This is a genomic window from Alphaproteobacteria bacterium LSUCC0396, from assembly GCA_041228345.1.
Lineage (GTDB): Bacteria > Pseudomonadota > Alphaproteobacteria > Puniceispirillales > Puniceispirillaceae > UBA3439.
Window position 1 is genome coordinate 1,643,697 of the sequence record CP166131.1, and the last position, 25,729, is coordinate 1,669,425.

General features: G+C 48.7%; 27 protein-coding genes. 19 read left to right on the top strand and 8 right to left on the bottom strand.

What is annotated here, in order from left to right; all coding sequences use genetic code 11:
- Positions 1 to 148 precede the first annotated feature (148 nt).
- Positions 149 to 1,267 (bottom strand): hypothetical protein, encoded by a 1,119-nt coding sequence (locus AB8881_07905; GenBank protein XDZ62472.1) that lies wholly within the window; start codon positions 1,265 to 1,267, stop codon positions 149 to 151.
- 1,337 nt (positions 1,268 to 2,604) lie between these two features.
- Here AB8881_07905 and AB8881_07910 point away from each other — a divergent pair.
- From AB8881_07910 to AB8881_07930, 5 genes are all read left to right on the top strand, one after another.
- The gene (locus tag AB8881_07910) at positions 2,605 to 3,786 is read left to right on the top strand and encodes an ABC transporter substrate-binding protein (GenBank protein XDZ62473.1); all 1,182 of its coding nucleotides are present in this window, start codon (positions 2,605 to 2,607) and stop codon (positions 3,784 to 3,786) included.
- A gap of 59 nt (positions 3,787 to 3,845) precedes the next feature.
- Complete coding sequence (locus AB8881_07915) at positions 3,846 to 4,637, top strand: ABC transporter ATP-binding protein (protein ID XDZ62474.1); 792 nt, start codon at positions 3,846 to 3,848, stop codon at positions 4,635 to 4,637.
- Entirely contained in the window at positions 4,637 to 5,341 is a 705-nt protein-coding gene (locus tag AB8881_07920; GenBank protein XDZ62475.1) for an ABC transporter ATP-binding protein, read from the top strand. Before AB8881_07915 ends, AB8881_07920 begins: the two co-directional genes overlap by 1 nt.
- A 3-nt stretch (positions 5,342 to 5,344) precedes the next feature.
- Positions 5,345 to 6,358 carry a branched-chain amino acid ABC transporter permease gene (locus AB8881_07925; protein XDZ62476.1) on the top strand — a complete coding sequence of 338 codons (1,014 nt, stop codon included), beginning with the start codon at positions 5,345 to 5,347 and terminating at the stop codon, positions 6,356 to 6,358.
- Positions 6,359 to 6,453: 95 nt separating this feature from the next.
- A complete protein-coding gene (locus AB8881_07930) occupies positions 6,454 to 7,728 on the top strand; it encodes a branched-chain amino acid ABC transporter permease (protein ID XDZ64535.1) in 1,275 nt (424 codons plus the stop codon).
- A 205-nt stretch (positions 7,729 to 7,933) separates the two neighbouring features.
- Here the strand turns inward: AB8881_07930 and AB8881_07935 are convergent, their stop codons facing one another.
- The 5 genes from AB8881_07935 to AB8881_07955 form a co-directional block, all read right to left on the bottom strand.
- Entirely contained in the window at positions 7,934 to 8,572 is a 639-nt protein-coding gene (locus tag AB8881_07935; GenBank protein XDZ62477.1) for an aspartate/glutamate racemase family protein, read from the bottom strand.
- Positions 8,569 to 9,462 (bottom strand): ABC transporter permease, encoded by an 894-nt coding sequence (locus tag AB8881_07940; protein ID XDZ62478.1) that lies wholly within the window; start codon positions 9,460 to 9,462, stop codon positions 8,569 to 8,571. Before AB8881_07940 ends, AB8881_07935 begins: the two co-directional genes overlap by 4 nt.
- On the bottom strand, positions 9,463 to 10,341 hold the full coding sequence (locus AB8881_07945; GenBank protein ID XDZ62479.1) for an ABC transporter permease: 879 nt from the start codon (positions 10,339 to 10,341) through the stop codon (positions 9,463 to 9,465).
- Positions 10,342 to 10,405: 64 nt separating this feature from the next.
- Entirely contained in the window at positions 10,406 to 11,668 is a 1,263-nt protein-coding gene (locus AB8881_07950) for a PotD/PotF family extracellular solute-binding protein (GenBank protein XDZ62480.1), read from the bottom strand.
- A gap of 15 nt (positions 11,669 to 11,683) precedes the next feature.
- Positions 11,684 to 12,655, bottom strand: coding sequence for an ABC transporter ATP-binding protein (locus AB8881_07955; GenBank protein XDZ62481.1), 972 nt, complete (start codon positions 12,653 to 12,655; stop codon positions 11,684 to 11,686).
- 297 nt (positions 12,656 to 12,952) lie between these two features.
- Here AB8881_07955 and upp point away from each other — a divergent pair, with 297 nt between their 5' ends.
- The 9 genes from upp to AB8881_08000 all read left to right on the top strand — a co-directional run bounded on the left by upp (position 12,953) and on the right by AB8881_08000 (position 20,108).
- Positions 12,953 to 13,579, top strand: coding sequence for a uracil phosphoribosyltransferase (upp, locus tag AB8881_07960; GenBank protein XDZ62482.1), 627 nt, complete (start codon positions 12,953 to 12,955; stop codon positions 13,577 to 13,579).
- Positions 13,580 to 13,764: 185 nt separating this feature from the next.
- Complete coding sequence (locus AB8881_07965; GenBank protein XDZ62483.1) at positions 13,765 to 14,586, top strand: urease accessory protein UreD; 822 nt, start codon at positions 13,765 to 13,767, stop codon at positions 14,584 to 14,586.
- Between the two features lie 57 nt (positions 14,587 to 14,643).
- A complete protein-coding gene (locus AB8881_07970; GenBank protein ID XDZ62484.1) occupies positions 14,644 to 14,946 on the top strand; it encodes an urease subunit gamma in 303 nt (100 codons plus the stop codon).
- 28 nt (positions 14,947 to 14,974) lie between these two features.
- Entirely contained in the window at positions 14,975 to 15,280 is a 306-nt protein-coding gene (locus tag AB8881_07975) for an urease subunit beta (protein XDZ62485.1), read from the top strand.
- Positions 15,281 to 16,990: an urease subunit alpha gene (gene ureC, locus AB8881_07980; GenBank protein XDZ62486.1), complete on the top strand. Its 1,710-nt coding sequence runs from the start codon at positions 15,281 to 15,283 to the stop codon at positions 16,988 to 16,990.
- Positions 16,991 to 17,004: 14 nt separating this feature from the next.
- On the top strand, positions 17,005 to 17,472 hold the full coding sequence (locus tag AB8881_07985) for an urease accessory protein UreE (GenBank protein ID XDZ62487.1): 468 nt from the start codon (positions 17,005 to 17,007) through the stop codon (positions 17,470 to 17,472).
- Positions 17,473 to 17,474: 2 nt separating this feature from the next.
- Positions 17,475 to 18,182 carry an urease accessory protein UreF gene (locus AB8881_07990; protein XDZ62488.1) on the top strand — a complete coding sequence of 236 codons (708 nt, stop codon included), beginning with the start codon at positions 17,475 to 17,477 and terminating at the stop codon, positions 18,180 to 18,182.
- Positions 18,179 to 18,838 carry an urease accessory protein UreG gene (gene ureG / locus AB8881_07995; GenBank protein ID XDZ62489.1) on the top strand — a complete coding sequence of 220 codons (660 nt, stop codon included), beginning with the start codon at positions 18,179 to 18,181 and terminating at the stop codon, positions 18,836 to 18,838. Before AB8881_07990 ends, ureG begins: the two co-directional genes overlap by 4 nt.
- 118 nt (positions 18,839 to 18,956) lie before the next feature.
- Positions 18,957 to 20,108 carry an FAD-binding domain-containing protein gene (locus tag AB8881_08000; protein ID XDZ62490.1) on the top strand — a complete coding sequence of 384 codons (1,152 nt, stop codon included), beginning with the start codon at positions 18,957 to 18,959 and terminating at the stop codon, positions 20,106 to 20,108.
- Positions 20,109 to 20,222: 114 nt separating this feature from the next.
- Here AB8881_08000 and AB8881_08005 read toward each other — a convergent pair whose 3' ends face one another.
- Complete coding sequence (locus AB8881_08005; GenBank protein XDZ62491.1) at positions 20,223 to 20,639, bottom strand: DUF4149 domain-containing protein; 417 nt, start codon at positions 20,637 to 20,639, stop codon at positions 20,223 to 20,225.
- A 245-nt stretch (positions 20,640 to 20,884) separates the two neighbouring features.
- Entirely contained in the window at positions 20,885 to 21,346 is a 462-nt protein-coding gene (locus AB8881_08010) for a tetratricopeptide repeat protein (protein ID XDZ62492.1), read from the bottom strand.
- A 283-nt stretch (positions 21,347 to 21,629) separates the two neighbouring features.
- Here AB8881_08010 and AB8881_08015 point away from each other — a divergent pair, with 283 nt between their 5' ends.
- From AB8881_08015 to AB8881_08035, 5 genes are all read left to right on the top strand, one after another.
- Entirely contained in the window at positions 21,630 to 22,403 is a 774-nt protein-coding gene (locus AB8881_08015; protein XDZ62493.1) for a gamma-glutamyl-gamma-aminobutyrate hydrolase family protein, read from the top strand.
- 362 nt (positions 22,404 to 22,765) lie between these two features.
- Entirely contained in the window at positions 22,766 to 23,098 is a 333-nt protein-coding gene (locus AB8881_08020) for a ribbon-helix-helix domain-containing protein (protein XDZ62494.1), read from the top strand.
- Positions 23,099 to 23,192: 94 nt separating this feature from the next.
- The gene (locus tag AB8881_08025; GenBank protein XDZ62495.1) at positions 23,193 to 23,588 is read left to right on the top strand and encodes a VOC family protein; all 396 of its coding nucleotides are present in this window, start codon (positions 23,193 to 23,195) and stop codon (positions 23,586 to 23,588) included.
- A 26-nt stretch (positions 23,589 to 23,614) separates the two neighbouring features.
- Complete coding sequence (locus AB8881_08030; GenBank protein ID XDZ62496.1) at positions 23,615 to 24,130, top strand: Twin-arginine translocation pathway signal; 516 nt, start codon at positions 23,615 to 23,617, stop codon at positions 24,128 to 24,130.
- Positions 24,131 to 24,140: 10 nt separating this feature from the next.
- Positions 24,141 to 25,712 (top strand): GMC family oxidoreductase, encoded by a 1,572-nt coding sequence (locus AB8881_08035; GenBank protein ID XDZ62497.1) that lies wholly within the window; start codon positions 24,141 to 24,143, stop codon positions 25,710 to 25,712.
- The last annotated feature ends 17 nt before the right edge of the window (positions 25,713 to 25,729 follow it).

The window sequence follows — 25,729 nt, forward strand, 5'->3', positions numbered from 1 at the left end:
TATACCTCTCAATATGATTGCTCGTATCATTGGGTTACGCAATAGCCTGTCCAAGAGGGTAAGCGAGGTGCTAATTCTGGCAGGGCTACTATCTACCGTAGGGAAATTTAGTTAGTCATCTGCCAGCAGGTGAACAAAAGCGTGTCAGCTATACAGCAGCTTTCTCATTACGCTTCCGCATCGCATTCGCAATTAACACATAACCAGTACCGACCATACCGCCCAGCACAACAGCCATAGCAAGTATCAGCATCCGTTTGCTTTTGTTTTCAAACTCTGTTGCTGCAACTGCTATTACGACAGCAGAAAAGTCATCACCTCTCATCACAGGGGTGTCAGCAAACAATGTTTCAGCCCGTTCAAGCGTTTTGTCTTGCTCTAACCCTCGCCTCTTTTGCTCCAACTCCAGCAAACCGCTCACAAATGCCTTTTTATTCTCTCTTGCCTCAATAAGCGCAATTTCCTTTTCAATTGCTTCATATCCTCGCAAGTAAAAAGGCGTATCCGTTATAACGTTGGTAACAACACTATTCTTTCCACCAAAGCTCTGCGTTTCAATTGTGTTGTTTTTAACGCCAAGCTTGCGAGCTATAGCAGATTGTTCCCTTAGAAAAGCCAACCTATCGTCAGCCTTGCGATCATAATCACTCAACGCATTGTCAATCGTTGTGGATATATCTTCAATTTCAAATGCTTTCTTCTTTTGAGAAGCCGCTAGCGTTGTTGAGAAATCAGCTTTAACAAGCTCTTTGACATTTTGGTTAGCTTTGGCTTTCACATCAGCCAGGACATTTAGCCATTTTTCTTCATCGTTGAACTCAAATTCTATTGCCCAATGCTTACGGCTCTCGCCTTTAGCTGTTCCATCAACATTTATTGGGGGTAGCAAACTTATCTCTGCTGCAAGTTCAACGATAGCGTTGTTGAACTCTGTTTCTGTTTCGTAATCATTTTTGTCTAAAACAGCGTACTTTCGAAAAGCGTCTTCAAATAGAAGTCTGGCATCAAGCTGCTCTATGAATAGCCCTCGCAGGTTAGCAGCGCTAACCTCAAAAAAACCAATAGAGTTCGATATCTGATATCGATTAACCATATCAGAGGTAATTGGCTTTACTTCTGTTTTTGCGATGAAAGAAGGTGCTGGTTGGGTAAGAAAGAAACCTACAACGCCCAAAACAGCTATTACAATGACACGAGCGATTTTGAATTTGCCATCCCAAATGGTTTGGAAAAATTCCAATAAATCAATTTCGTCAGTATCTTGCATAGGATCCCGCTTTACATTCTTAGTGCTGTTTAAAACTGTATTTCATTTACTAGTAAAATTTACTTTTAATATCACGATAATGTTCCATTTGGGAAATCAGTTTTTTATTTTTCCTGGGGATACCATTTATAGCTTTGAATAATGTTTTAGAAATTTCAAATCACAAGCATAACAACGGTACTGTAGGGTACTACTACACTAAATAATAGTAATAGATTCTTCCCTAACGATCAGAACCATATTATCTTTGCTAATGCATTTAAATGTACATTTAGATGTATCACTTAAGTGTAATTACTGCGTAGCTTAATACACGTACCTATCCATACGTACCTCACTTGTATGCCTAATACGCCTTCGGCAATGACTCCGTATAAGCCTCATACAGGCTCTATTGTATGTGTCCGGTATCCGTGATTCAGAGTGATGCCAAAGGCTGTCAGTGAGCCTTTGTGAGTCATGCACGGCCTGTTTGTGATGCATTGTAACTGCGCATGTTAGTGACCCATTCAAATGACCTAAAAGACAAGTGATAGTGGTTTAGAGTGTCAAATACTGATCTGTGTAATTGTCTATGTATATATACGTGTGGCAGGGGGACGGATCACGCCGCCCCATAGGTGTGAAACAAACTGAGAAACATCTGTGCGTGTTGACAGCAAATTTATGACACATAAACTGACTGTGTTCGTGCAGTTCCATTGATAATGGTGCCTAAGTGAGGCAAACAGCATCCTCATCCGGCACCATCTTTGATGTTTCACTTGGTGTAACCAATCGAATTGCAACAGGTTAACTGTCTGCGGTTGAATTGGTGTGCAACAAAATGAGCAACACCTATGCGGCAAGTTAGGTGCGTTATCGTGATGGTATCTCCTATTATGGCCGGCATGTACCGCACGATCTAACGGATCACTTCAATGCATATAAATGTGTCTAGGTAAAGCCAATGCCTATATGTGATGTATTATTGGTGATCTTTTTAATGGGTGACAGCAATGACAGCAATGACAGAGAAAATCGAAAGGCGCTCATAAGAAGAATTGGCAGAGGTTTACAGATCAGTTGTCATTCGGGGCATTTATGTCATTATTTGGGAGGTGGCGGATATTCGAGGGCGATGTCTTGGGTGCGTCTGCCAAACATGCGGTTCAAAAAGCTCGTCAGGCTTTGCGTGATTTGCCAGCTTGATTGAGCTGAGGGAAGTAGGGTATTTTACTTCGCTTGCTTGGCGCTTTTGAGTTTCAAATGATCCCGTCGGGATCGGTTCGCTTTAACCGGTGTTTCATTTGAAAATTTAAAACTATTTTGATTGAAAACTTCTAGGGGTGGATACTATGAAGAAAACTTTCGCTTTGTTGGTGACCAGCGCTTTGCTGGCAACACCAGCGTTTGCTGACAATGTAAAAATCGGCGTGCTTCTCGGTTTCACCGGACCTATCGAGTCCCTGACACCGGATATGGCCAGCGGTGCTGAATTGGCGATGAAAGAAGCCAGTGACAGCGGTGCTTTCATGGGAGGCTCGAAAATCATCTCTGTTCGTGGTGACTCAACTTGTGTTGATGCGGCAGCAGCAACCGCAACCGCAGAACGGCTGATCACCGCAGATGGTGTCAGTGCCATTATGGGTGCCGACTGTTCAGGTGTGACCACAGCGGTTTTGCAAAATGTTGCGCTTGCAAAAGGCGTGGTTATGATTTCACCGTCAGCTACCTCACCGGCGCTGTCCACGGTTGAAGATAATGGGCTATTTTTCCGGACTTCACCATCAGATGCACGTCAAGGTCAGGTGCTAGCGGAAATCCTCAAAGAGAAGGGCGTGAAATCGGCAGCCATCAGCTATACAAATAATGACTATGGCAAGGGTCTTGCGGCCAGCATCCAGAGCAATTTTGAGGGTTTGGGCGGTAAAGTCACGATCTCGGCCTCGCATGAGGATGGTAAGGGTGATTATGGCGCTGAGGTTGCCGCATTGGCGCAGGCTGGCGGTGATGTGTTGATTGTCGCCGGTTATCTTGATCAAGGTGGTAAGGGCGTTATTCAGGCGTCAATTGACGCCGGTGCATTTGATGTTTTTGTTCTACCTGATGGCATGATTGGCGACAGCCTTCCAGCTGCAATCGGTAAGGATTTGAACGGTTCATATGGCACTTTGCCGGGCACAGACAGCCTGGGTGCAGCAAAATTCAATGGTCTGGCTTCGGCGGCTGGCTTTAAGCCGGGGCCTTATGCGCCACAATCATATGATGCAGCGGCATTGATGATCCTTGCCATGCAGGCATCCTCGTCTTCTGACAGCACCAAATTCAAAACGAAGATTACTGATGTTGCGAATGCACCTGGCGAAAAAATTTATCCGGGCGAATTGGCAAAGGCTCTGAAAATCCTCGCCTCTGGCGGTGATGTGGATTATGCCGGCGCGACGGATGTCGAGTTGATTGGCCCGGGTGAGTCTGCTGGCTCTTTCCAAGAGATCATTGTCAAAGATCAGAAAATCACCCCCGTTCGTTATCGCTAGTCATTAACCAAAAATACGGCCCTGAACATGCGTTTGGGGCCTTATTTGAAAGCTGATCCATGCTATCTGTTCAAAATGTCAGCATGCATTTTGGCGGCATCAAGGCTGTTGATAATGTTAGCTTGTCTATCGAAACCGGTTCAATTACTGGCTTGATTGGGCCAAATGGCGCCGGAAAAACGACGCTTTTCAACGTAATCGCCGGTCTTTACAAGCCCAATACTGGCCGAATTGTTCTGGATGGACAGGATATCACCGGTGCGGCGCCCCATGAATTATTTCACAAAGGCCTGTTGCGCACCTTCCAGCTGGCGCATGAATTTTCGTCACTGACAGTTCGGGAGAATCTAATGATGGTTCCGCCCAACCAGTCCGGCGAACGCCTGATTGATATCTGGCTTTTACCAAAAAAAGTCCGTACCGAAGAAGCCGCAAACCGTCAGCGTGCCAATGACGTGATTGCGTTTTTGCAAATCTCCCATCTTGCCGATGAATATGCTGGCAACCTATCGGGGGGGCAAAAAAAGCTTCTTGAACTGGGTCGAACCATGATGACAGACGCCAAGATTGTGTTTCTAGATGAGGTGGGCGCTGGTGTGAACCGGACGCTTTTGCACCAGATTGGCGATGCAATTTTGCGCCTTAACAAAGAACTTGGGTACACGTTCTGCATGATTGAGCATGATATGCAATTTATTGCGCGCATGTGTGATCCAGTGATCGTGATGGCACAAGGCAGAGTGTTGGCCAAAGGGAGCGCAGCCCAAGTTCAGGCAAATGAAGATGTCATCGACGCCTATCTTGGCACAGGCCTAAAAAACCAGACACGCAAAGATAGAGACCGCCCGTAATGACATTTCTGATTGGTGAAAATATGGTTGGCGGCTATGGCGGCACAGATATTTTGAACGGCTGTTCCATTCGTGTTGACCTTGGCGACATTGCGGTTGTTGTTGGTCCAAACGGCGCCGGCAAATCCACTGCGATGAAAGCCATTTTTGGCATGTTAAATCTCCGGAGTGGCAAAATATCAATTGGTGGTGAGGATATAACCGCACTCGCGCCATTTGAACGGGTGAAAAAAGGCATGGCCTTTGTCCCACAAACCCACAATGTTTTTACCTCTATGACGGTTGAAGAAAACCTTGAGATGGGCGCCTTTATCAATACCGGCCCGATCGCTGGCATCATGGAGCAGATCTACGAGCTGTTTCCGGTGTTAAAGGAAAAGCGTCACCAGTGCGCCGGTGAATTATCCGGTGGACAGCGGCAACAGGTGGCTGTTGGTCGTGCGTTGATGACAGAACCAAAGCTGCTAATGCTTGATGAACCAACCGCTGGCGTCTCACCAATTGTGATGGACGAATTGTTTGATCGCATTATCGAGGTGGCACGCACTGGCATTGCTGTTTTGATGGTTGAACAGAATGCCAAACAGGCTCTTGCCATTGCTGATAAGGGCTTTGTGCTGGTGCAAGGCGAAAATCGCTATACCGACAGTGGCACGGCTTTGCTGCGCAATGCCGACGTTCGTAAGGCATTTTTGGGGGGCTGATCAATGGAAACGCTATTAAATCCACTGGTGCTTTTGGCGAATTTCATTCTGGTTCCCGGCCTTGCCTATGGCAGCCAGCTTGCCCTTGGTGCGCTTGGTGTGACGATGGTATATGCGGTGCTGAATTTTTCAAATTTTAGCCATGGTGAGATTATGTCTTTCGGTGCCATGTGTACCATTTTGGCAACCTATTGGCTGCAATCTATCGGCTTGTCGATTTCACCGTTACCAACGGCCCTTTTGGCACTGCCCTTTGGCATTCTAGGCGCGATTGGTTTGTGCCTATTATTGGACCGGCTGGTGTTTCGCTTTTATCGCCATCAACGGGCAAGCTCAGTCACCTATTTGATCGTTTCAATTGGGGTGATGTTCGTGATTGGGGGGGGGATACGTTTCATCATTGGGCCAGATGATCGAAATTTCAATGATGGCGACCGGTTTCTGCTGAAGGCCCGCGCATTTAAGGAAATAAGCGGCTTGTCCGAAGGCTTGGCAATCAAATCATCGCAGGCCATTACGGTGATTACTGCCGTCATTGTGGTAGCCGCTATATTCTGGTTTTTAAACCGGACGCGCACCGGCAAATCAATGCGTGCCTATGCCGATAATCAGGATCTGGCGCTTTTATCCGGCATAAGCCCGGATCGTGTTGTCAGCATCACTTGGGTTATTACAGCGGGGCTAGCGGCGATTGCCGGCACCTTATATGGACTTGATAAAAGCTACAAACCGCTAGTTTATTTGCATCTTGTTCTCCCTATCTTTGCCGCTGCAATCGTTGGCGGTGTTGGTAATCCAATTGGGGCAATTGTCGGTGGTTTTGTCATTGCCTTTTCCGAATTACTGCTCACTTTTGCCTATAAAAAAGTGGCCGCCTATTTATTTGGTGACGGGTTTTTTGGCGATGGGCTTTTACAGATATTATCTACTGATTATAAATTTGCAGTCTCCTTTATGATATTGGTTGTGGTGCTACTGGTAAAACCAACCGGCATTTTTAGTGGAAAGTCATTATGAACAGGCCATCAGAAAACACGCCTGCGCGCCACCGTATATTTCGTTTGCCCGCGGGATGGCCAGCCCATTGGCGCAATCTGGCGCTCGCTTGCATCATGGCATTAATGCTGAGTTTTGTCGGGTTTGTGCAAAGCTGGAATTTGGCGTTTTCACTCCTAAACATGTGCCTGATTTCTGCGATCATGTCGCTGGGGGTGAATATCCAATGGGGCTATGCTGGATTGTTTAATGCCGGGGTTATGGGGTTCGCTGCACTTGGTGGACTGGCTGCAGTGCTTGTGTCGATGGACCCGGTACCGGCTGCTTGGGCTGCTGGCGGGGGCGGGATAGGTCTGGGTTTGGTGATCGGCTTTGTGACGATTTGTGCCAACATCTATCTCTGGAAACGGGCTCGGTCACACGGCAGGAAACGCTATTGGCTGATCGGCCTCGTTATTGTTGTTGGCTATAGTCTGATGCGTCTGGCGATTGATCCATCGGTCGCCGCGATTGAGGCGGTTGATCCAGCCATGACCGGTTACCTTGGTGGGCTTGGCTTGCCGATTATCCTGTCATGGTTCGTTGGCGGCTTGTTTGCGGCTGCAGCGGCGTGGGTTGTTGGCAAGATCGCGCTTGGCCTTCGTTCAGATTATCTGGCTATCGCTACGCTGGGTATTTCGGAAATAATTCTTTATGTGCTGAAATTTGAAGATTGGCTTACACGCGGTGTAAAGAATGTGAACGGCTTGCCGCGGCCGGTTCCCTATGAAGTGGATCTGCAAGAGGCAGCGTGGTTTCAAGAAATCATTACGCAGTTTAACCTGTCAATTGTCGAGGCTTCATCCTTGCTGGTAAAGCTATGTTATGCAGGCCTTTTCCTCATTGTTTTACTAACCATAATTTGGCTCTCGGAAAGCGCCCTGCGTGGACCGTGGGGGCGGATGATGCGCGCAATCCGCGACAACGAGGTCGCGGCAAATGCGATGGGCAAGAGTGTTACCGCGCGGCATTTGCAGGTGTTTGTTTTAGGATCGGCAGTCATTGGCATTGCCGGTGCGATGCTGGTAACGCTTGATGGGCAATTCACCCCGACAAGTTATCAGCCACTCCGGTTCACCTTTCTGATTTGGGTGATGGTGATTGTTGGCGGCTCGGGTAATAACTGGGGCGCGGTTCTGGGCGGTTTTGTTGTCTGGTTCTTCTGGATCGAGGCTGAACCAATTGGCCTTTGGCTTATCACCTTGCTGACCTCGGGCATGGAACCAGCCCATTGGCTGCGACTGCATCTAATCGAAAATGCAGCGCATACGCGCCTCATAACTATGGGGCTGGTCCTGTTGTTAACGCTGCGTTTTGCGCCGCGCGGGTTAATCCCCGAAGTTAAAAGATAAAACCGGCGTTTATTCTGCGCAGTTAAATAGGCGATGAATTTTTAAAACCCGCAACCGTTCAAAAGGGAAATGACTAATTAAGTCCAGATTGAAAACTGAAAGGCAACATACCCAGTCCATAAAGCAAGGCGCGCCAAGGTAACAACGCTCGCGTGCGGCTGTGGAGATCAGGAGATGTGGCTGATGTCGTCAACCGAACAAGCGGTTAGACAAGCACAGGGATTAATTTTGCCGCGGCTGCCACTGGATCAATCAGGGTAATCTGATGATCCGGCTGTAATTTATGCCAAATATTGGTCATGCCAGCACAGCCAAGAACCACAGCATTATTGGGATATTCTAGGGCCATTTTGTGCAAATGTGACGAAATGATTTCGCGTGATTTGTCAGGCGCAGTCTCAAGATCAAGAACCGGAACGCCGCTGGCATAAACGCCATCACAAATCAGGCCAAATCCTTGCGCCCTGATATTTTCGGCGATCACCGGAACTGACACTGCCAAGGTGGTCAGCACTGAAAACCGCGCCGATGACAATGCCGCCAAATGAAACGATGCCTGACCAATGCCAATAACAGGCTTTTTTGTCAGTGCCCGCGCCTCGGCCAATCCGGTATCATCAAAACAGGCAATTACATAGGCATCAAAATTGCCGTTGGAAATGATATCAAGCACTCCCGGAACGGCAGAATCGCCATCTTCAGGGCCTTGAATCGCAGCTGGCGCCTGATGGTTGGTAATCGCTTCAACGTCATAATCTTTGGGAAGCTGGGCGGCAAATGACCGCGCACAGCTTGTGGTCATCGCAATTGTCGAGTTCGGATTGATAAAAGCAACACGGGTCATGGTGCAGGGGTTTCCGGCCGCGGTGCCTTGGCGGTTCGCCGCCGCAGCAGGGTGAATAAAATCAAAAATATGCTGATCGCCAAAAAACTGACTGCAGTGGTTAATGTGCCAAGCGCGTAAATCGTCGGGTCAGTTACCGTCGTGGTCAGGCCGCGCAATTCAAGCGGCAGTGTGTTCAGCCCGCCAATTGCCTGTGATGATCGCGCCAATTCATCATAGCTAAGCGTGAACCCAAAAAGCGCAACACCAATTAATGATGGCGCAATGATCGGCAGCACAGCCTCACGGAACGTCTGCCAAGGTCCAGCGCCAAGATCGCGCGCCGCTTCTTCATAAGACGGGTCAAACCGGTTGAAAACAGCAAACATGATCAATAACCCAAATGGCAATGTCCAGGTTAGCTGGGCACCAAGCCCGGAGCTGAACAGCCCCATCGTGGTGCGGAAATCATCAATCACCCACTGGATATTCATGTCACCGCCAATCGCCTTGACAGCATCATCAATGATCCGAAATTCAAGCGCTACCCCAAGGCTGATGACGATTGACGGCACGATCAGCGATGAAACGGTGGCATAGAATAAAAAGCTTGAGAGCGGAAAGCGTTTGCGGAAAGCCATCCCTGCCATCAGGCTTAAAACCACTGTTAGAACCATGACAACAAGGCCAAGGCGAATCGACCGGCCAAACGCACCCCAGATATCGATTACCCCGACGCCATCAAACAGCGATTCAAACCAAAAGGTTGAAAAGCCGCGCATCGGAAATGTCAGGCCGCCATTTGGCCCCTGAAATGACAACACCAAGATCGATATAGTTGGTCCATACAGGAACAAAATGAACAGGGTAAAAAAGATGCCAAGAGATAATTTGAAACCGCGACCAAACATCTATAACTCTTTTCGAATATCGACGAGTTTTGTCATTGCAAAAATAATCATCAAAGTTGTGATGATCAGGATCACTGCATTTGCCGCCGCCGCCGGAAATTGTAGATAGGTCATTTCCACATTGATAATTTTGCCAACCGATGGAATCTGCTGTCCGCCCATGACACCAATAGTAATAAAATCACCCATCACAATGGTGATCACAAAGATTGATCCGATTATGATACCGGGACGGCTGAGCGGAATAATAATATTGGTCAATGTCTGAAAACTGCTGGCGCCAGCATCATGCGCAGCCTCTATCAGCGAGCGATCGATGCGCATCATCGAGTTGAAAATCGGCACCACCATGAACAGCGTGTAAAGATGTATAAATGCCAGAATGACGGAAAATTCAGAATAGAGAAGCCATTCGGCAGGCGCGTCCGTCAGACCAATATTCTGCATTGTCGAGTTCACCAGACCATTGCGTCCCAGTAACGGAATCCAAGAAATCATCCGGATGACATTCGAGGTCCAGAATGGGATTGTGCAGAGCAGAAATAAAACAATCTGCATTTGTAAACTAGACACACAAAAAGACAAAAACAGCGCGACAAGAAATCCGGTGAGCAGGGTAATCAACCATGTAATAAAAACGAATTTCAAGCTTGAGATATAGGTTGCAAAGGATGTGCATAAATCCGGCAGGCTCTTGACGCAGCCGTAAAAAATATCTTGGTAATTTGTAAAAATAAAATCGGGAATAATCGAATAGGAATTGTAATCCCAAAAGCTAACCATAACGACGAGGCAGAGTGGGACAATGAAAAAGGTAAAAATAACAAATGCAAAGGGAAGCGACAGAATTGTTGCGCTGTGTTTTTTTACATCCAACATTTTACCCCCCCCCAAAAAAATCTGCGGCAACGGTAATGGCTGCCGCAGATTATATTAATATGCTTTAGGCCGCTACGAATTCATTCCATTTGCGAACCATATATCTATTCTCGTCCATAGTGGCATTCCAGCAGGCAACGCCGCCCATACGCTCAACGAATGACCCGCCGTCTCTTACTTCACCAGCACTTGCCAGCTTTTTGCCATCAGGGGCTTTGATGTCCTTGGCCGCCGCTTTGCCAAGCATCCAGTAATCCCACTCATAATCTTCCATATACTGCTTGGCAGTTGACGGGACGGCTGAGTAATAGCCCTGACGGTTGAGATAACCACCAACAAAACCTGACAGATACCAGTTAATAAATTCATAACAAACATCAGCCTGGTAGCCTTTGGTCGCAGCAGATAATGCAAAGCCAACTGCCCATGCACGATAGCCCTCTTTCAGCGGCTGATAGACGCATGGGATGCCTTGCGTCCGCACGGCGGTAATCGCAGGTGACCACATAGACTGGATCACGACTTCGCCTGATGCCATCAGGTTTACGCTTTCGTTGAAATCAGACCAAAGGGCGCGGAACTGGCCGGCCTTTTTCGCTTCGATTAGAATCTTGATTGTCAGATCAATTTCATCGCGTGTCATGTTACCTTTGTCAGGATATTGATATTCGCCCATCGACTCGACAACCATTGCTGCATCCATAATCCCAATTGACGGAATGTTCAGAATTGATGCTTTGCCTTTGAATTCCGGGTTCAAAAGTTCTGCCCAGGTGTTGATTGGGCGCTTGATAAGATCAGGGCGAATGCCGAGTGTATCAGCATTGAACACAGTCGGGATCAGCGTTGCCCAGCGGGTTGGCTCAGATGAGAACTCACTCGATTTTTCATCTTTCAGATAGAAAACCTTTTTTGGCGCTGTGCCCTGATCACCAATTGTCTTGCCGCCGATTTGACCAAGCGTATGGGTCGTACTAATATTGTCGAATTCCTTAATCCGCTTTGAGTCCATTCCAAGGATATTCCCTGACGGCACCAGCTTTGGTAGGCTAAAATACTCAGTGTCAACAATGTCAAAGCTGTTTGGCTGGGTCAAAACCCGCTTCGTAACCTCATCAGTTGTTACGGGAATATATTTCACCGTAATGCCCGTATCTTCGAAAAGCTTCTTGTCAATCTCGCTTCCCATTGTCGTTGCGGTACCGAGATAGCGGACAATTTTTTCATTGGCAGAATGGACTGCTGGTGCACTGAGGCCAAACCCGGCAAGGGCGGCAGTGGCACCGGCCGTTTTAAGAAGTGATCGTCTGTCAATTTGCTTAGCCATAGTTTTGTTCCTTTCCTATGCTTCTAGTTGTAGCTGGTCCTTTTTTAACCAGCTGGTTTTCACCTGATCCCCTAAATCAAACTTCGTCTTGGTAAATTCCATATCTGACTGAACAACAGTAAGGAGGCCGCGGTCTGACTTGACCTTCAAGCGCACCACTGATCCTAAAAACTCTACACCCGTCACCTCGCCAGTGCCCCCCGGTGTCACCTTTATCCGATCCTCTCGGATTGATATTGGCCGCCCCTCACCCTCAATAACATTATGCCCGCCAATGAAACGTGCAACGAAGGCATTGCGAGGCTTGGTGAATATTTCGATTGGCGAGCCCTTCTGTTCGACCTTGCCGTCATTCATCACCAGAATCACGTCAGCCAATGCCATTGCTTCTTCTTGGCTGTGCGTCACATGAACAAAGGTAATGCCAAGCTGACGTTGCAACAGCTTTAATTCCGACCGCATTTCAATGCGCAAAAAAGGATCAAGTGCCGATAGAGGCTCATCGAGCAGTAACAGTTTTGGCTTGGTGATTAACGCCCTCGCAAGCGCCACCCGCTGCTGCTGACCGCCTGATAATTGGCTGGGATAGCGTTGCGACATCGTATGGAGCTGGACACTTTCAAGAAGCTCCATGGCGCGCGCATGACGTTCGGTCTTGCCAACCCCCATGATCTTCAACGCAAAAGCGACATTGTCGATCACTTTTAGATGCGGGAACAGCGCGTAGCTTTGGAACATCATCGATGTGCTCCGCGCTGCTGGTGTTTCGTTTGATATATCCAGATTGTCCAGAAAAACAGCGCCACTGGTAATGTCCTCATGTCCGGCAATCATCCGCAGCAACGAAGTCTTACCGCATCCTGACGGCCCCAAAAGACAACAATATGTGTTTTCTGAGAGCGATAGATTAATCCCCCGCACGGCGACGGTGTCCCCATAGCGCTTTTCAAGGTCAATCAGCTCAAGATGGTTATTCGACTGGTTCATTATTTTGCCCTTAACTTTGCAGGACCGTATCTGGACCACTGAAAAAAGATACGTCTATATTTTCAGCAGAGTGGAAATATTTTTGCACCGCGCCCACAACGATCGCACACTTGACTTCGCCGTGATATTACTGGTCTATCACTATCTGGCGATTGTTAGTATCGGTCAATAAATTGGTTAGGAAAAATAATATAGCCAATGATTCCATAGATATATATACGGATAATCATTGCATGAGATCATGCTGACGCGACTAGAAATGACGAGAATCGAACTTATTTTCACAAAGGTGAAGAGATGAGCCGCTTCCATATTGTTGAACATCCGCTCATTGCGCATAAGATGTCTGTTCTGCGCAACAAGGAGACGAAATCACCCCTGTTCCGACAGACTTTGCGGGAAGTTGCCTATTTAATGACCTTTGCGGTTACGCAGCATTTGGATTTGGTTCCCTTGCGTATCGAGACGCCGCTTGAGGTTGCTGACTGTTATCAACTGAAAGCTCCAAACCCTTGTCTGGTTTCGATCTTGCGTGCCGGTAACGGCTTGACTGAAGCCTTGCTGAACATTCTTCCAGAGGCATCCGTTGGGCATCTAGGCATGGCAAGAAATGATCAGACCTTACAGCCAGAAAAATATTATACCAAACTGCCAAGTGATATTTCTGCGCGGCAGGTTATTCTTGCTGATCCGATGTTGGCAACAGCCGGAAGCACCGTTGCTGCAATCGATATTCTGCGTGACCATGGGGTCAAAGATATTGTCTTTATGTGTCTTCTGGCGGCGCCCGAGGGAGTCGAACGATTACGCGAAGCACATCCTGATGTGCCAATCTTTACCGCAGCACTTGACCGGCAGCTTAACGAGAAGGGCTATATATTGCCCGGCTTGGGTGATGCTGGCGACCGGATTTATGGCACGTAAACTTTTGCCCTGTCGGGGTAGATCAAAATCGCCGTCACACGGACCCGCAAAAAACCCTGTTTTTAAACTGGGTTTTTAAGCACTCGAAATTTGTTTAACTTTACAAAGTCCGGTGAGGTTGTTTATCGAAGCAAAAAACCTAATATGAACAGATGTAAATTAAATTTATCATTAGGTGTTCCAAGGTGCCAGTAACTGCGAATATTGAACAGCCAGCTTTGCAGCGTGCTCGTGGCACCATTGATCTTGTCATGAAATCTGGCAAGGTCGAGCGGTTTTACCAATCGGGCTCGGCCAAAATATTCATGCCGAAAACCTATGCGCAGACAATTGAGGCGGTTCTGGTGAACACTGCTGGCGGGTTAACGGGCGGGGATGAATTTGACGTTAGGCTTGGCGCTGACGGTGATACGCATCTGACCGTTTCAACGCAAACTGCCGAACGGGTTTATCGCGCATTAGGTCCGCAAAATGCCGAAATGCGTGTCAATATGACGGTCACTGGCGCGGCCACGCTTCATTGGCTGCCGCAGGAAACAATAATATTTGATGGGGCTCGATTCGCCCGTCATCTGGATGTTCAGATGGATGAGAGTGCCAGCTTTCTTGCCAGCGAAATGATGGTTTTTGGCCGGACTGCAATGCAAGAAACCGTGCGCCAGGCCAGCATATGCGATCAGTGGCGGATATGGCGCGACGGCAGGTTAATCCATGCTGAAGCATTCCGTCTTGATGGCCAGATTCACCAAAAACTACACCGCAAGGCCAGCGCAGCTGGAAATGTCTGCTTTGCCACGACAATATATATCGGCACGGATGCCGAAACCAATGCAGAAGCAGTGCGAGAATTTTTCAATAATGTTGCCGATGTTGACGCCGCGGTTTCTGCATGGAACGGCAAGCTTGTTATCCGCAGCCTTTCTAATGACACGGCAAGGCTGAGAAAATTCTTGGCACAATTCATCGAGCATTTCCGCCAAATTGCGAACCCGCGTGTTTGGAATTAACCGGCCCCTATTTATTTTGATAAGACTGCGCGTTCAGGTCACAAGGAGATTTTACCAATGAAATTAACCCCCCGTGAAAAAGACAAATTGTTGGTTAGCGTGGCCGCTATGGTTGCCAGAGGGCGGCTGCAACGTGGGGTCAAATTGAACTATCCCGAAGCGATTGCGCTGATTACCGATTTTGTTGTCGAAGGTGCGCGTGATGGCCGCAGCGTTGCGGATTTAATGGAGGCTGGCGCGCATGTGGTGCGCGAGGCTGATTGTATGCCGGGCATCGCCGCGATGATTCATGACGTGCAGGTCGAAGCAACCTTTCCCGACGGCACCAAGCTGGTAACCGTGCATCACCCGATCCGCTGAGGCAAACCCCAAGACAAAAGGACATCCCATGATACCCGGAGAAATTATTGTTGCCGCTGGCGATATCATCCTGAATGAAGGGCGCGAAGCCATCACCCTGACTGTGGCAAATACTGGCGATAGGCCGGTACAGATCGGTAGTCACTATCATTTTGCCGAGACCAATGCAGCGCTTGATTTTGACCGCAAGATTGCGCGTGGAATGCGACTAGATATCGCCGCCGGAACCGCTGTTCGGTTTGAACCCGGGCAAACACGGGACGTTCAGCTGATCCCGATCGCTGGCGCGCGACGGGTCTTTGGTTTTAACGCACAGATAATGGGAGATCTATAAATGCCAAAAACAATGTCCCGCAATATTTACGCTGATATGTATGGGCCAACCACTGGCGATCAGGTGCGTTTGGCTGATACTGACTTGATTATCGAGGTTGAGCGCGATCTGACGCATTATGGTGAAGAGGTGAAATTTGGCGGTGGTAAAGTCATCCGTGATGGCATGGGCCAGTCACAGGTAACCCGTGCAGATGGCGCGGTTGATACGGTGATTACCAACGCGCTGGTCATTGATGTGGCAGGCATTTATAAGGCAGATATCGGGATAAAGGACGGGCGGATCTGCGCCATTGGCAAGGCTGGCAACCCTGACACCCAGCCAGATGTTGATATTATCATTGGCCCCGGAACGGAAGCAATTGCGGCCGAGGGGCATATCCTAACTGCGGGCGGGTTTGACAGTCACATTCATTTCATTTGTCCGCAACAGATAGATGATGCGCTCCATTCGGGTCTTACGACGATGCTTGGCGGCGGAACGGGTCCGGCGCATGGCACTTTGGCGACCACTTGCACACCAGGCAGCTGGCATATTGGCCGGATGCTGCAAGCGGCCGATGGCCTTGCGATGAATCTCGCCTTTGCTGGCAAGGGAAACGCATCACTGCCGGCGGCACTCGAAGAACAGGTTATCGGTGGGGCCTGTGCGTTGAAACTGCATGAAGATTGGGGCACCACACCAGCGGCGATTGACACGTGCTTATCGGTTGCTGATGCAATGGATGTTCAGGTGATGATCCATACCGACACGCTTAACGAAAGTGGCTTTGTTGAAAACACTGTCAAAGCGATGAAACAGCGGGTCATTCATGCGTTCCATACCGAAGGGGCTGGCGGTGGTCACGCACCTGATATTATCAAAATTTGTGGCGAGCAATTTGTCATTCCGTCATCAACCAATCCGACGCGCCCCTATACCGTCAACACGCTGGAAGAACATCTCGATATGCTGATGGTCTGTCACCATCTGGATAAATCGATTCCCGAGGATGTGGCCTTTGCCGAAAGTCGTATTCGGCGTGAGACGATCGCGGCTGAGGATATTCTGCATGATATGGGCGCGTTTTCGATCATTGCCTCGGACAGTCAGGCGATGGGACGTGTTGGCGAGGTTATAATTCGGACATGGCAAACCGCGCATAAGATGAAAATACAGCGGGGACGTTTGCCCGAGGAAACCGGTGAAAATGACAATATCCGTGTGAAACGCTATATCGCCAAATATACGATTAATCCGGCAATCGCTCATGGCATCTCAAACCATATTGGCTCAATTGCCGTTGGCAAGCGGGCCGACTTGGTTTTGTGGAAGCCTGCCTTCTTTGGGGTGAAACCGGAAATGGTCTTATTGGGGGGAAGTATCGCGGTGGCACAAATGGGCGACCCAAATGCATCCATCCCAACACCGCAACCGGTTTACACACGCCCAATGTTTGCCAGCCTTGGCCGTTCGGTTGAACAGTCAGCAGTTACATTCGTTAGTGATGCAGCACAGGCAATGGGAATCAAATCGCAACTGGGCCTTGCCAAGGCGACCCTGCCAGTTAGTCATACACGCGATATCTCAAAGGCTGATATGGTGCATAACAGCCATTGCCCTGATATCGAGGTTAACCCGGAAACCTATGAAGTGCGCGCTGACGGTGTTTTATTGACGTGCGAGCCGGCGCATGAATTGCCAATGGCGCAGCGTTATTTCCTTTATTAAGGCAGAGTAAGACGATGGATCAGGCGAAATCTCAGGAACCAACATATGCCGGTCATATCCACCGCGATGTAACCCGCCGCGATGGTGATATGATGATCACGCTGGAATTTGAGGCGCGGTTTTTGCGGCGCAAACGGATGCTCACTGATTGCGGGCTGCCGTTTATCGTGGACCTGCCCGAAACCGTTTCGCTTGATGCTGGTGATGCCTTTCTGCTGGACGATGGCCGCCGGGTTATTGTCCGTGCTGCGGCCGAGCCGGTGGTAGAAATACGCCACAAAAATCTCGCAAAAATTGCCTGGCATATCGGCAATCGGCACACCCCGTGCGAGATCAGACAGGATTATCTTGTCATACGCCGCGATCATGTTCTGGAAGATTTGCTGGTGCGGCTTGGGACGACATTGGCTATTGCCGAGGCGCCGTTTAATCCTGAAGGCGGTGCCTATGGTGTTGGGCGCACGCATGGCCACGCGCATTGATCATGGCAAAACCAATAGATACGATTAGTCAAACACAGGTTCTGGCAGCGCTGTTTTCACCGGCTTTCCCCATTGGTGCTTTTTCCTATTCGCATGGCATCGAGGCTGCGATTGCCGCGCGTGATGTTGTTGACGCCGCAACCGCGCATGACTGGATTGAGACGATTCTTCTTGGGGGAAGTGGTCGTAACGATGCGATTTTGATGGCGAATACCTATAATGCAGCAAACCTGCACGCCAACAAAGGCGACGATTTGCCCAGTGGCAGACATGCCGAGATCGAGGCAATTAACGAGCTGGCCTTTGCGTTATCGTCGGGTGCCGAGCGTGCGCAGGAAACCCGTGAACTCGGGATAAATTTTACCCGCATTACCGCGCAGGTCTATCAGCTGGATATCGGGTTATCCCCGCCGCTTGCCTATCCTGTTGCGGCCGGGCTTGCGGTGCGGCATCTCGGGTGCGAATTGCGGCTTAGCCTGAGCTTTTTTCTGCAAAGTTTTGTCAGCAATCTCATTTCGGTCGCGGTGCGGGCGGTACCACTTGGACAGTCCGATGGGCAAATCATCCTTGCCCGATTAATGCCGGCTGTAGCAACGCTTGCCCATGCGGCAGCAACAACACCGCTTAATGAAATTGGCGGCTATGCGATTCTGGCTGACCATTCCGCTATCTTGCATGAAACCCTCGAAACAAGGATTTATCGAACATGAATATTCATCAGCAAGAACCTGCCGGCACGCCGCGAAAGATTGCCAGCCGCAATGGCCCCTTGCGTGTGGGAATTGGCGGGCCGGTTGGGGCCGGTAAAACAAGTTTGACCGAGGCGCTTTGCCGCTATCTGGCGCCACGGATTTCGATGGCGGTGATCACCAATGATATTTACACCCGTGAAGATGCCGAATATCTGATGCGGGTTCAGGCCCTGCCAGCTGAACGGATCAGGGGTGTTGAAACTGGCGGCTGTCCGCATACAGCGATCCGCGAGGATGCATCGGTCAACCTTGCGGCGGTGGCTGATCTTTGTGCCGCTATCTCGGATCTTGATATCATCCTGATTGAGTCTGGTGGTGATAATCTGGCCGCAACCTTCAGCCCGGAACTGGCTGATCTGACAATCTATGTGATTGATGTTTGCATGGGTGGTGATATTCCGCGCAAAAAAGGCCCAGCGCTGACGAAATCGGATATGCTGGTTGTCAATAAGGTCGAGCTTGCACCGCATGTCGGGGTAAATCTTGAGACCATGGCGGCAGATACCGCAACCGCCCGCAATGGAAGGCCATTTATCTTTGGGTCAATGCGCAAGAATGACGGTGTTGCCGCGCTTGGTGATTTTATCCTCTATGAGGCCAACCTTGACGGCTAATCCGCTTTGCTTATTTTTGCGGTATTCGCATGGGCATAATAAATCATCATAATGTGCTGGCAGGCCTTTTGCCCAAGGGCCGTATATCCAGATCAACAGCAATCGGAGACATATCACCATGCCGTCTGGTAAGGACGATTTATTTGCGGCTGCTGAAAAAGATCTGACAGATTTTCTAAAAGGGCCAATTAAATCATACGAGCATTTGCGAAATTTTGATTTTGGCCCTGATGACCGGCGCAATGTCTCGTGCCTGTCGAAATATATCTCGCATCGCGCCCTGTTCGAATATGACGTGATTGCCAAAACTCTGGCGGCCTACAGCCATGACAATGTGGAAAAATTTGTTCAAGAAATGTTCTGGCGGATTTACTGGAAGGGCTGGCTTGAACATAGGCCGAGCGTGTGGGATGAGTTTGTGTCATTCGATTTTGACCGCGCCAAAAATGCTGACTATCAAAATGCTATCAGCGGCACTACGGGTATCGCGTGTTTTGATAGCTGGGTGAACGAGCTGCAACAGACGAATTATTTGCATAATCATACCCGGATGTGGTTTGCCAGTATCTGGATTTTTACGCTTGGGCTGCCGTGGCAGCTGGGCGCGCGGTATTTCATGCAGCATTTGCTTGATGGTGATGCCGCATCAAATACGCTTGGCTGGCGTTGGGTGGCTGGCGTGCAAACAATCGGCAAGCACTACCTTGCGCGCGCCGATAATATTGCCCGTTTTACCGATGGCAGGTTTGGCGATGATACATTAAATGAAGATGCCGAACCGTGCCGTGGCACTCGTGAGCATCCGGTCATTGCCATTGATCCGGCGGGCGGCATGACCCGCAAATATGCGACGCTTATCGTCTTTGATACCGATCTTTATCTTGCCAGCCCCGAGACCTATGCCGGCTATGATAGCATTCTTGTTTTATGTCTTGGTAATGATGAACGTAATATTGCGCTTGGTGAGCCGGTGCTTGCGTTCAAGCAAAAGCTGGTCAGAGGTTTTGTGGCACGCTGTGCTAATGCCAACCTGATTGACACTGACAATATTATGGAAATGTCATCCAGCATCAAAGGCGTTGATGTTATATACCCATTTGTTGGGGATAATCTGGATTACCTAAAACGTCTTGCGGCCAGAACAAACCTAGAGCTTCATATTCTGAAACGACAGGAAGATATCCATTGTTGGCAATATGCAAAAAAGGGATTTTTTAACTTCAAGAAAAATATCCCAAATATCATTGATAGGCTGGGTTTGCAGACGTGATGGACCGACCAACAAATGTGAACGCAAAAGCCATAGATAGCCCGCAATGAGATGAATTAGCGGGCGATACCATCATGCTGGTGCGACGGAAGATTGATCCAGAATCTTACATCTTCAGGGCGTTAAATAGCCCGCAATGACGATGTAACAGCTGGCAAGCAATTGCATAAGAAACACGGCAACCGATATAAGATGCAGCCGGCCAAACATCGTTTTTGCCGCCACATCACCATCTAGAACAGCATCGCGATAGTGATTGATCTTTGGCGTTAAAATGAACGCATTCCCCAAAAACCCGACAGCAATAAAAGCCGATATAAATCCGTTCATCGAGTGATTTTCAAAGATCGCCGCAACGACAGCACAGCTTGACGTTATAAAGCCGAACAGAAACATCCTTGGGAATAGTTTCCTGAGATATGCACCAGCTGCCTTTTGCGACAAAACCTTAAAAACCGTTGGTGCAACAACGGCGGTAAACATCACCATAAAACCAATATTGGCGGCATGAATTAGAATCGATAGCTGCACGTCGTTTATCCTTTTATGAGATTGTCATGAAGCGGTTACCTGAATATTGGTCACCCAAATACCGGATTTAGGCTTTCGGGATTGTTCAGCCAATGCATCACCACCAATGATGCAAACAGCAGCACAAAGATAATCGAGACGACTAAGATAATTTTACCAAGTCGGTTTTGGGGAAATGGACTCAAAGACAAAACAGGCTACCTCATGATCTAAATCAAGCTCTAGCAAGCGCAGGGCGTCGCCCTTTACGGCTGATGGTTTCTGATCGCCGTGCGAAGGTCATCCAGCTCACTGCATCCAAGCCAGCATATCTTGTCGAGTTTCTGTAAATTCTTCTCGGCGCTAGCTTTATCACCAAGCATCAAAAACAGCTCGCCCTGATATTCTAAGGCGCCTTTATGCTTGGGGTCTAGGGTCAAAGCAGCGTTGTAGTGTTCCGCGGCTTTGTCCAACTGACCCGATTTCCGGTGGGCAAATCCCAGCAAGTTCTGAACATCAGCATCCTTTGGCGCCGCCTTTTCAGCCGCCTCAAGCTGGATAATCGCGTCAGCATAATTCTTGTCCTTGATCATACCAACTGCCGCATTATATGCCGCTGGTTTGGCCGCCGTGGGCGCATAATCATCACTGCCGGCGGCAACGGCCGCTGTGCTAAATGAAATCGCCAGAATGGTGGCAACGATATGGATAATTTTGTTAGCCTTCATAATCAACGTCCTTCAAATGAGGTTCATGGGTGGCTCTTAGACAAAATGGGTATTGCGGTGGTAATTTCAATTAGGCGATGCATTGCGTTCATCGCATAATAGAGTTGTCAGCACGGCAAATCATAAAAAAGGAAACCCAGCCAGCCCGTCTAGCCAGCCCGACCAGCTACCGCGAAAAGGGCTGTCAATTATCCCAGTAATGTGGCTATTCTTGGCTGTGCCAGCATGATCAAAACTCTTCGATCAGACACTCATAGAACGATGCGCATATCAGGGCAGGTCAATGGAACGTAAACCAATCGTTGGAGTTATTACGAATGAAACCGTCGGCTTTAACGGCAGACAGCTATCGCATTCTACTGGAAAACGTTACGTCGAATCGGTGATGAATTTCGCCAATGTTGTGCCAATTCTGATTCCCACCTGTATCAGAGACAATGATCTTGGCGCCTTGCTTGATATGCTAGATGGGATTGTCCTAACCGGGGGCAGGGCCAATGTAGAGCCGCATCATTTCAACGGACAAGATTTTCCGGATGATGAGCCTATTGATCCGGACAGGGATCGAACCGTGCTGGATATCATCCCGCAGGCTGTCCGACGTGAAATGCCGATCTTTGGAATTTGCCGCGGTATTCAAGAGATCAATGTTGCCTATGGCGGCACGCTTTTTTATCGGGTGCATCAACAAGCAGATAAAGATGATCACCGAATGCCCCAAAATGACGATGCGCCGTTGGAGGAAATCTTCAAGCCTCGACACCAGATTGCATTTACCGAACATAGTTTCATACGAAAGGCGCTGGGACAGGATAGCTATATCGTCAACAGCCTGCATGGTCAGGGCATTGACCAATTAGGCGCAGGGCTCTCGGTCGAGGCCTATTCACATGATGGGCTTATTGAGGCGATCACGATAGATGGCTATAACTCCTTTGCCGTGGGAATACAGTGGCACGCCGAGTTTCACCCAGAGCGCGTGGAAAATTATCTGAACCGGCTGCTATTTCAAAAATTTGGCGATTCTTGTTGGCAGTTTTCCCAAAAAAAATCATAGCGCCAAAATCATCAGGCCAAATGAATCAGGCAAAGCACTGTCTTTTTACCTTGGTTCGCCTGGGTGATCTGCCATCTTGATTGGCCATATCTGCCACTTCATCCCATATATTGAAGAACTCACGCTACGCCCGGTGATAGTATATTAAAGCTATAAAAATGATAAAAATTAGGGTTAAAAACTAAAAAAGGCGCAATTTGAGAATATTTTAGTGATTAAAAATCTTTAGCATATTGTACCACTCTAAATAGAAGCTCTCGTGATCAGCCCGCCGTTGATTACAATAGGGCTCAGATTTTGTTTATTGACAAAATAACGCGCTGGTTCAATGCTTTGACATAGAGCCACGGAGGTATTTACCAATGTGTGAAATATTTGCCAATCAGCCGCAAGAATCCTATGAGCCGATAACGCGGAATATTCGCCTTAATGGGCAAAGCACGTCGATCAGGCTGGAAAGATCTTTCTGGGCGATTGTCGATACAATGGCCGAAGAGGAAGGTGTCTCAACCCCCACATTTTTGTCGACCCTTCATTCCGAGGTTCTGGAAATTCACGGTGAAGCAAAAAACTTCACATCATTGCTACGCTGCGCCTGTGTTAAGAAAATGCAGCTTATCACGTTGAATCCAAGTTCAAATCTGCTTGTCCGTTCAGCTAAGACAAACGAGAAATTGAAAAATTTTTTCCCATAAACTGCCTTTGTAGTAAAGTAATACTACCACGCCCCAATTTGTGCCCCCTAAGATTTTACCAACCATAAGGTCAAAAAACTTTGGGAGGGGAGAATTGGCTAAAGCAATACATTCGATGATACGCGTTCTTGATGAGGCCAAATCAGTGGCTTTCTACGAGTCGGCGTTCAATCTCGCAGTTGCCGATAGATTAGATTTTGAGAGCTTTACGCTGGTCTATATGAGCAATCCAGAGACTGAATTTGAATTGGAACTCACCATAAATAAGGGCCGAACAGAAGCCTATGAACTGGGCGATGGATACGGCCATTTAGCGGTCAGCGTCGATGATATTGACGCCGAGCATGCGCGTTTTGAAGCCGCAGGACTCACGCCGCGAAAGGTCGTTGAGTTTGAGCAGGATGGCGCCCTTTTGGCAAAGTTCTTCTTTGTTCAAGACCCAGATGGTTACGAGATCGAAGTGCTTCAAAGACACGGGCGTTTTAAATAGGAAAATAGGAAATAGGGGAGGAAATAATGAGTTACGTCAAAACACTCACAAGACGAGATTTGCTGAAGTCGAGTGTCGCCGCTGGCTCACTGCTAATCATTGGTGGCGGCTTCGTTGCCGCATCAAATGCAGCTTGGGCACTGGAAGTCACGCATCTAAAACCAAGCACCATGGCAACCTTAATTCAAATGGCACGTGATATTTATCCGCATGACAATATTGCCGATGAATTTTATGCGGCGGCGGTAAAGGGTTATGACACGGCCGAGTCGAAAGAACCGGTTGAAGATGGTATCGCAGCCTTGAATGCCGCCGCCGAAGGGCGCGGGCATGCAAGCTATCTTGCCGCTGGCTGGGAACGTGACCGGGTTGATATTCTTCGCTCACTGGAATCCAGCCCGTTTTTCCAGCAAATCCGCGGCGGATTGATCACCGGCCTCTACAATCAAAAGGCAGTTTGGCCAGTGTTTGGATATGAGGGTGAGAGCTTTAGTAAAGGCGGTTATATCGATCGCGGCTTTAACGATATTAAGTGGGTATAGGGGGGGTAATATGTCTGTATCTTTCGATAAAAAGGACGACAGTGTCGTTGTTGTGATCGGCACCGGACCAGGTGGCGGCGTATTGGCCAGTGAATTGGCTCAAAAAGGTGTCAAGGTCGTAGCGTTAGAGGCTGGTGGCCGGCATGGCCCTGAAGATTTTGTCAATGATGAATGGGCGAGTTTTGGCCAGATTTCGTGGCTTGATAGTCGCTCAACGTCTGGAAGCTGGCGCGTTGCAAAGGATTTTTCCGGTTTGCCTGCATGGATTGTCAAAGGCGTTGGCGGTTCAAGCCAGCATTGGGCGGGGGCATCGCTGCGGTTCCAAGAGCATGAATGGAAAACCCAGACTGTCTACGGCAATGTAACGGGTGCTAGCCTGCTTGATTGGCCAATTGATGCAAAAACCATGGACCCCTATTACACAAAGGCCGAAGACAAACTTCGCGTTACCCGAACGGGTGGCCGTGACGGGCTTCCGGGGAACAATAATTATAAAGTGTTTGAGGCTGGTGCTAAAAAACTCGGTTACAAGAATGTTCATACCGGACGCATGGCAATCAATTCAAAAGATTATGATGATTTTGTTGCGTGTCAGCAGACAGGTTTCTGTTTTCAAGGATGTAAATGGGGGGCGAAATGGTCAGCTGGCTATAATGAGATTCCTGTTGGTGAAGCCACCGGAAATCTTGAGGTTCGGATCAATTCGCAAGCCTTGAAGATTGAACATGACGCATCTGGTAAGGTTACTGGCGTTGTTTATGCTGATGCAGATGGCAAACAGCATGTTCAAAAAGCGCGGATTGTTTGCGTTGCCGGAAACTCAATCGAAAGCCCGCGCCTGCTGTTGAATTCGGCATCATCGATGTTCCCTGATGGATTGGCAAATTCTTCTGGTCAGGTTGGCCGGAATTATATGCGCCACATGACGGGATCTGTTTATGCAACTTTCGACAAGCCGGTTAGAATGTGGCGTGGCACGACGATGGCGGGCATCATCCAAGACGAATCTCGGCATGATCCATCGCGTGGGTTTGTTGGCGGCTATGAGCTAGAAACATTGTCGCTTGGTATTCCGTTTATGGCGGCGTTCCTTGATCCTGGCGCGTGGGGGCGTGAGTTCACGTCAGCTCTCGATCAATATGAGAACATGGCTGGGATGTGGATTGTTGGTGAAGATATGCCGCAAGAAACAAACCGTGTGTCGTTAAATTACGATGTTAAGGATCAGTTTGGCTTGCCAACCCCTAATGTCCATTTCGACGATCATCCAAACGATATCGCAATGCGTAACCACGCCTACAAGCAGGGTGCCGCAATCTATGATGCCGTGGGTGCGGTCAGAACATTCCCAACACCGCCATACCCGTCTACACATAATCTTGGCACTAACAGAATGTCTGCCAAGGCGCGTGATGGGGTTGTCAATAAATGGGGACAAACGCACGATATCAAGAACCTGTTTGTATCGGATGGCAGCCAGTTTACCACTGGAGCCGCAGAAAACCCGACATTGACAATTGTCGCGCTTGCCATTCGTCAGGCGGAACGGATTGCGTCCGAGATGTCTAAAGGCAATATCTGATTACATTGAAACCTGAG

Coding starts and splice junctions, on each gene's coding strand:
- AB8881_07920 (XDZ62475.1), top strand. CDS start 4,637: ATGACATTTCTGATTGGTGAAAATATGGTTGGCGGCTATGGCGGCACA.
- ureG (XDZ62489.1), top strand. CDS start 18,179: ATGAATATTCATCAGCAAGAACCTGCCGGCACGCCGCGAAAGATTGCC.
- AB8881_07990 (XDZ62488.1), top strand. CDS start 17,475: ATGGCAAAACCAATAGATACGATTAGTCAAACACAGGTTCTGGCAGCG.
- upp (XDZ62482.1), top strand. CDS start 12,953: ATGAGCCGCTTCCATATTGTTGAACATCCGCTCATTGCGCATAAGATG.
- AB8881_08010 (XDZ62492.1), bottom strand. CDS start 21,346: ATGAAGGCTAACAAAATTATCCATATCGTTGCCACCATTCTGGCGATT.
- AB8881_07975 (XDZ62485.1), top strand. CDS start 14,975: ATGATACCCGGAGAAATTATTGTTGCCGCTGGCGATATCATCCTGAAT.
- AB8881_07905 (XDZ62472.1), bottom strand. CDS start 1,267: ATGCAAGATACTGACGAAATTGATTTATTGGAATTTTTCCAAACCATT.
- ureC (XDZ62486.1), top strand. CDS start 15,281: ATGCCAAAAACAATGTCCCGCAATATTTACGCTGATATGTATGGGCCA.
- AB8881_08015 (XDZ62493.1), top strand. CDS start 21,630: ATGGAACGTAAACCAATCGTTGGAGTTATTACGAATGAAACCGTCGGC.
- AB8881_07950 (XDZ62480.1), bottom strand. CDS start 11,668: ATGGCTAAGCAAATTGACAGACGATCACTTCTTAAAACGGCCGGTGCC.
- AB8881_07925 (XDZ62476.1), top strand. CDS start 5,345: ATGGAAACGCTATTAAATCCACTGGTGCTTTTGGCGAATTTCATTCTG.
- AB8881_08035 (XDZ62497.1), top strand. CDS start 24,141: ATGTCTGTATCTTTCGATAAAAAGGACGACAGTGTCGTTGTTGTGATC.
- AB8881_08030 (XDZ62496.1), top strand. CDS start 23,615: ATGAGTTACGTCAAAACACTCACAAGACGAGATTTGCTGAAGTCGAGT.
- AB8881_07955 (XDZ62481.1), bottom strand. CDS start 12,655: ATGAACCAGTCGAATAACCATCTTGAGCTGATTGACCTTGAAAAGCGC.
- AB8881_07940 (XDZ62478.1), bottom strand. CDS start 9,462: ATGTTTGGTCGCGGTTTCAAATTATCTCTTGGCATCTTTTTTACCCTG.
- AB8881_07910 (XDZ62473.1), top strand. CDS start 2,605: ATGAAGAAAACTTTCGCTTTGTTGGTGACCAGCGCTTTGCTGGCAACA.
- AB8881_08000 (XDZ62490.1), top strand. CDS start 18,957: ATGCCGTCTGGTAAGGACGATTTATTTGCGGCTGCTGAAAAAGATCTG.
- AB8881_07985 (XDZ62487.1), top strand. CDS start 17,005: ATGGATCAGGCGAAATCTCAGGAACCAACATATGCCGGTCATATCCAC.
- AB8881_07935 (XDZ62477.1), bottom strand. CDS start 8,572: ATGACCCGTGTTGCTTTTATCAATCCGAACTCGACAATTGCGATGACC.
- AB8881_07915 (XDZ62474.1), top strand. CDS start 3,846: ATGCTATCTGTTCAAAATGTCAGCATGCATTTTGGCGGCATCAAGGCT.
- AB8881_07930 (XDZ64535.1), top strand. CDS start 6,454: ATGGCATTAATGCTGAGTTTTGTCGGGTTTGTGCAAAGCTGGAATTTG.
- AB8881_07970 (XDZ62484.1), top strand. CDS start 14,644: ATGAAATTAACCCCCCGTGAAAAAGACAAATTGTTGGTTAGCGTGGCC.
- AB8881_08020 (XDZ62494.1), top strand. CDS start 22,766: ATGTGTGAAATATTTGCCAATCAGCCGCAAGAATCCTATGAGCCGATA.
- AB8881_07945 (XDZ62479.1), bottom strand. CDS start 10,341: ATGTTGGATGTAAAAAAACACAGCGCAACAATTCTGTCGCTTCCCTTT.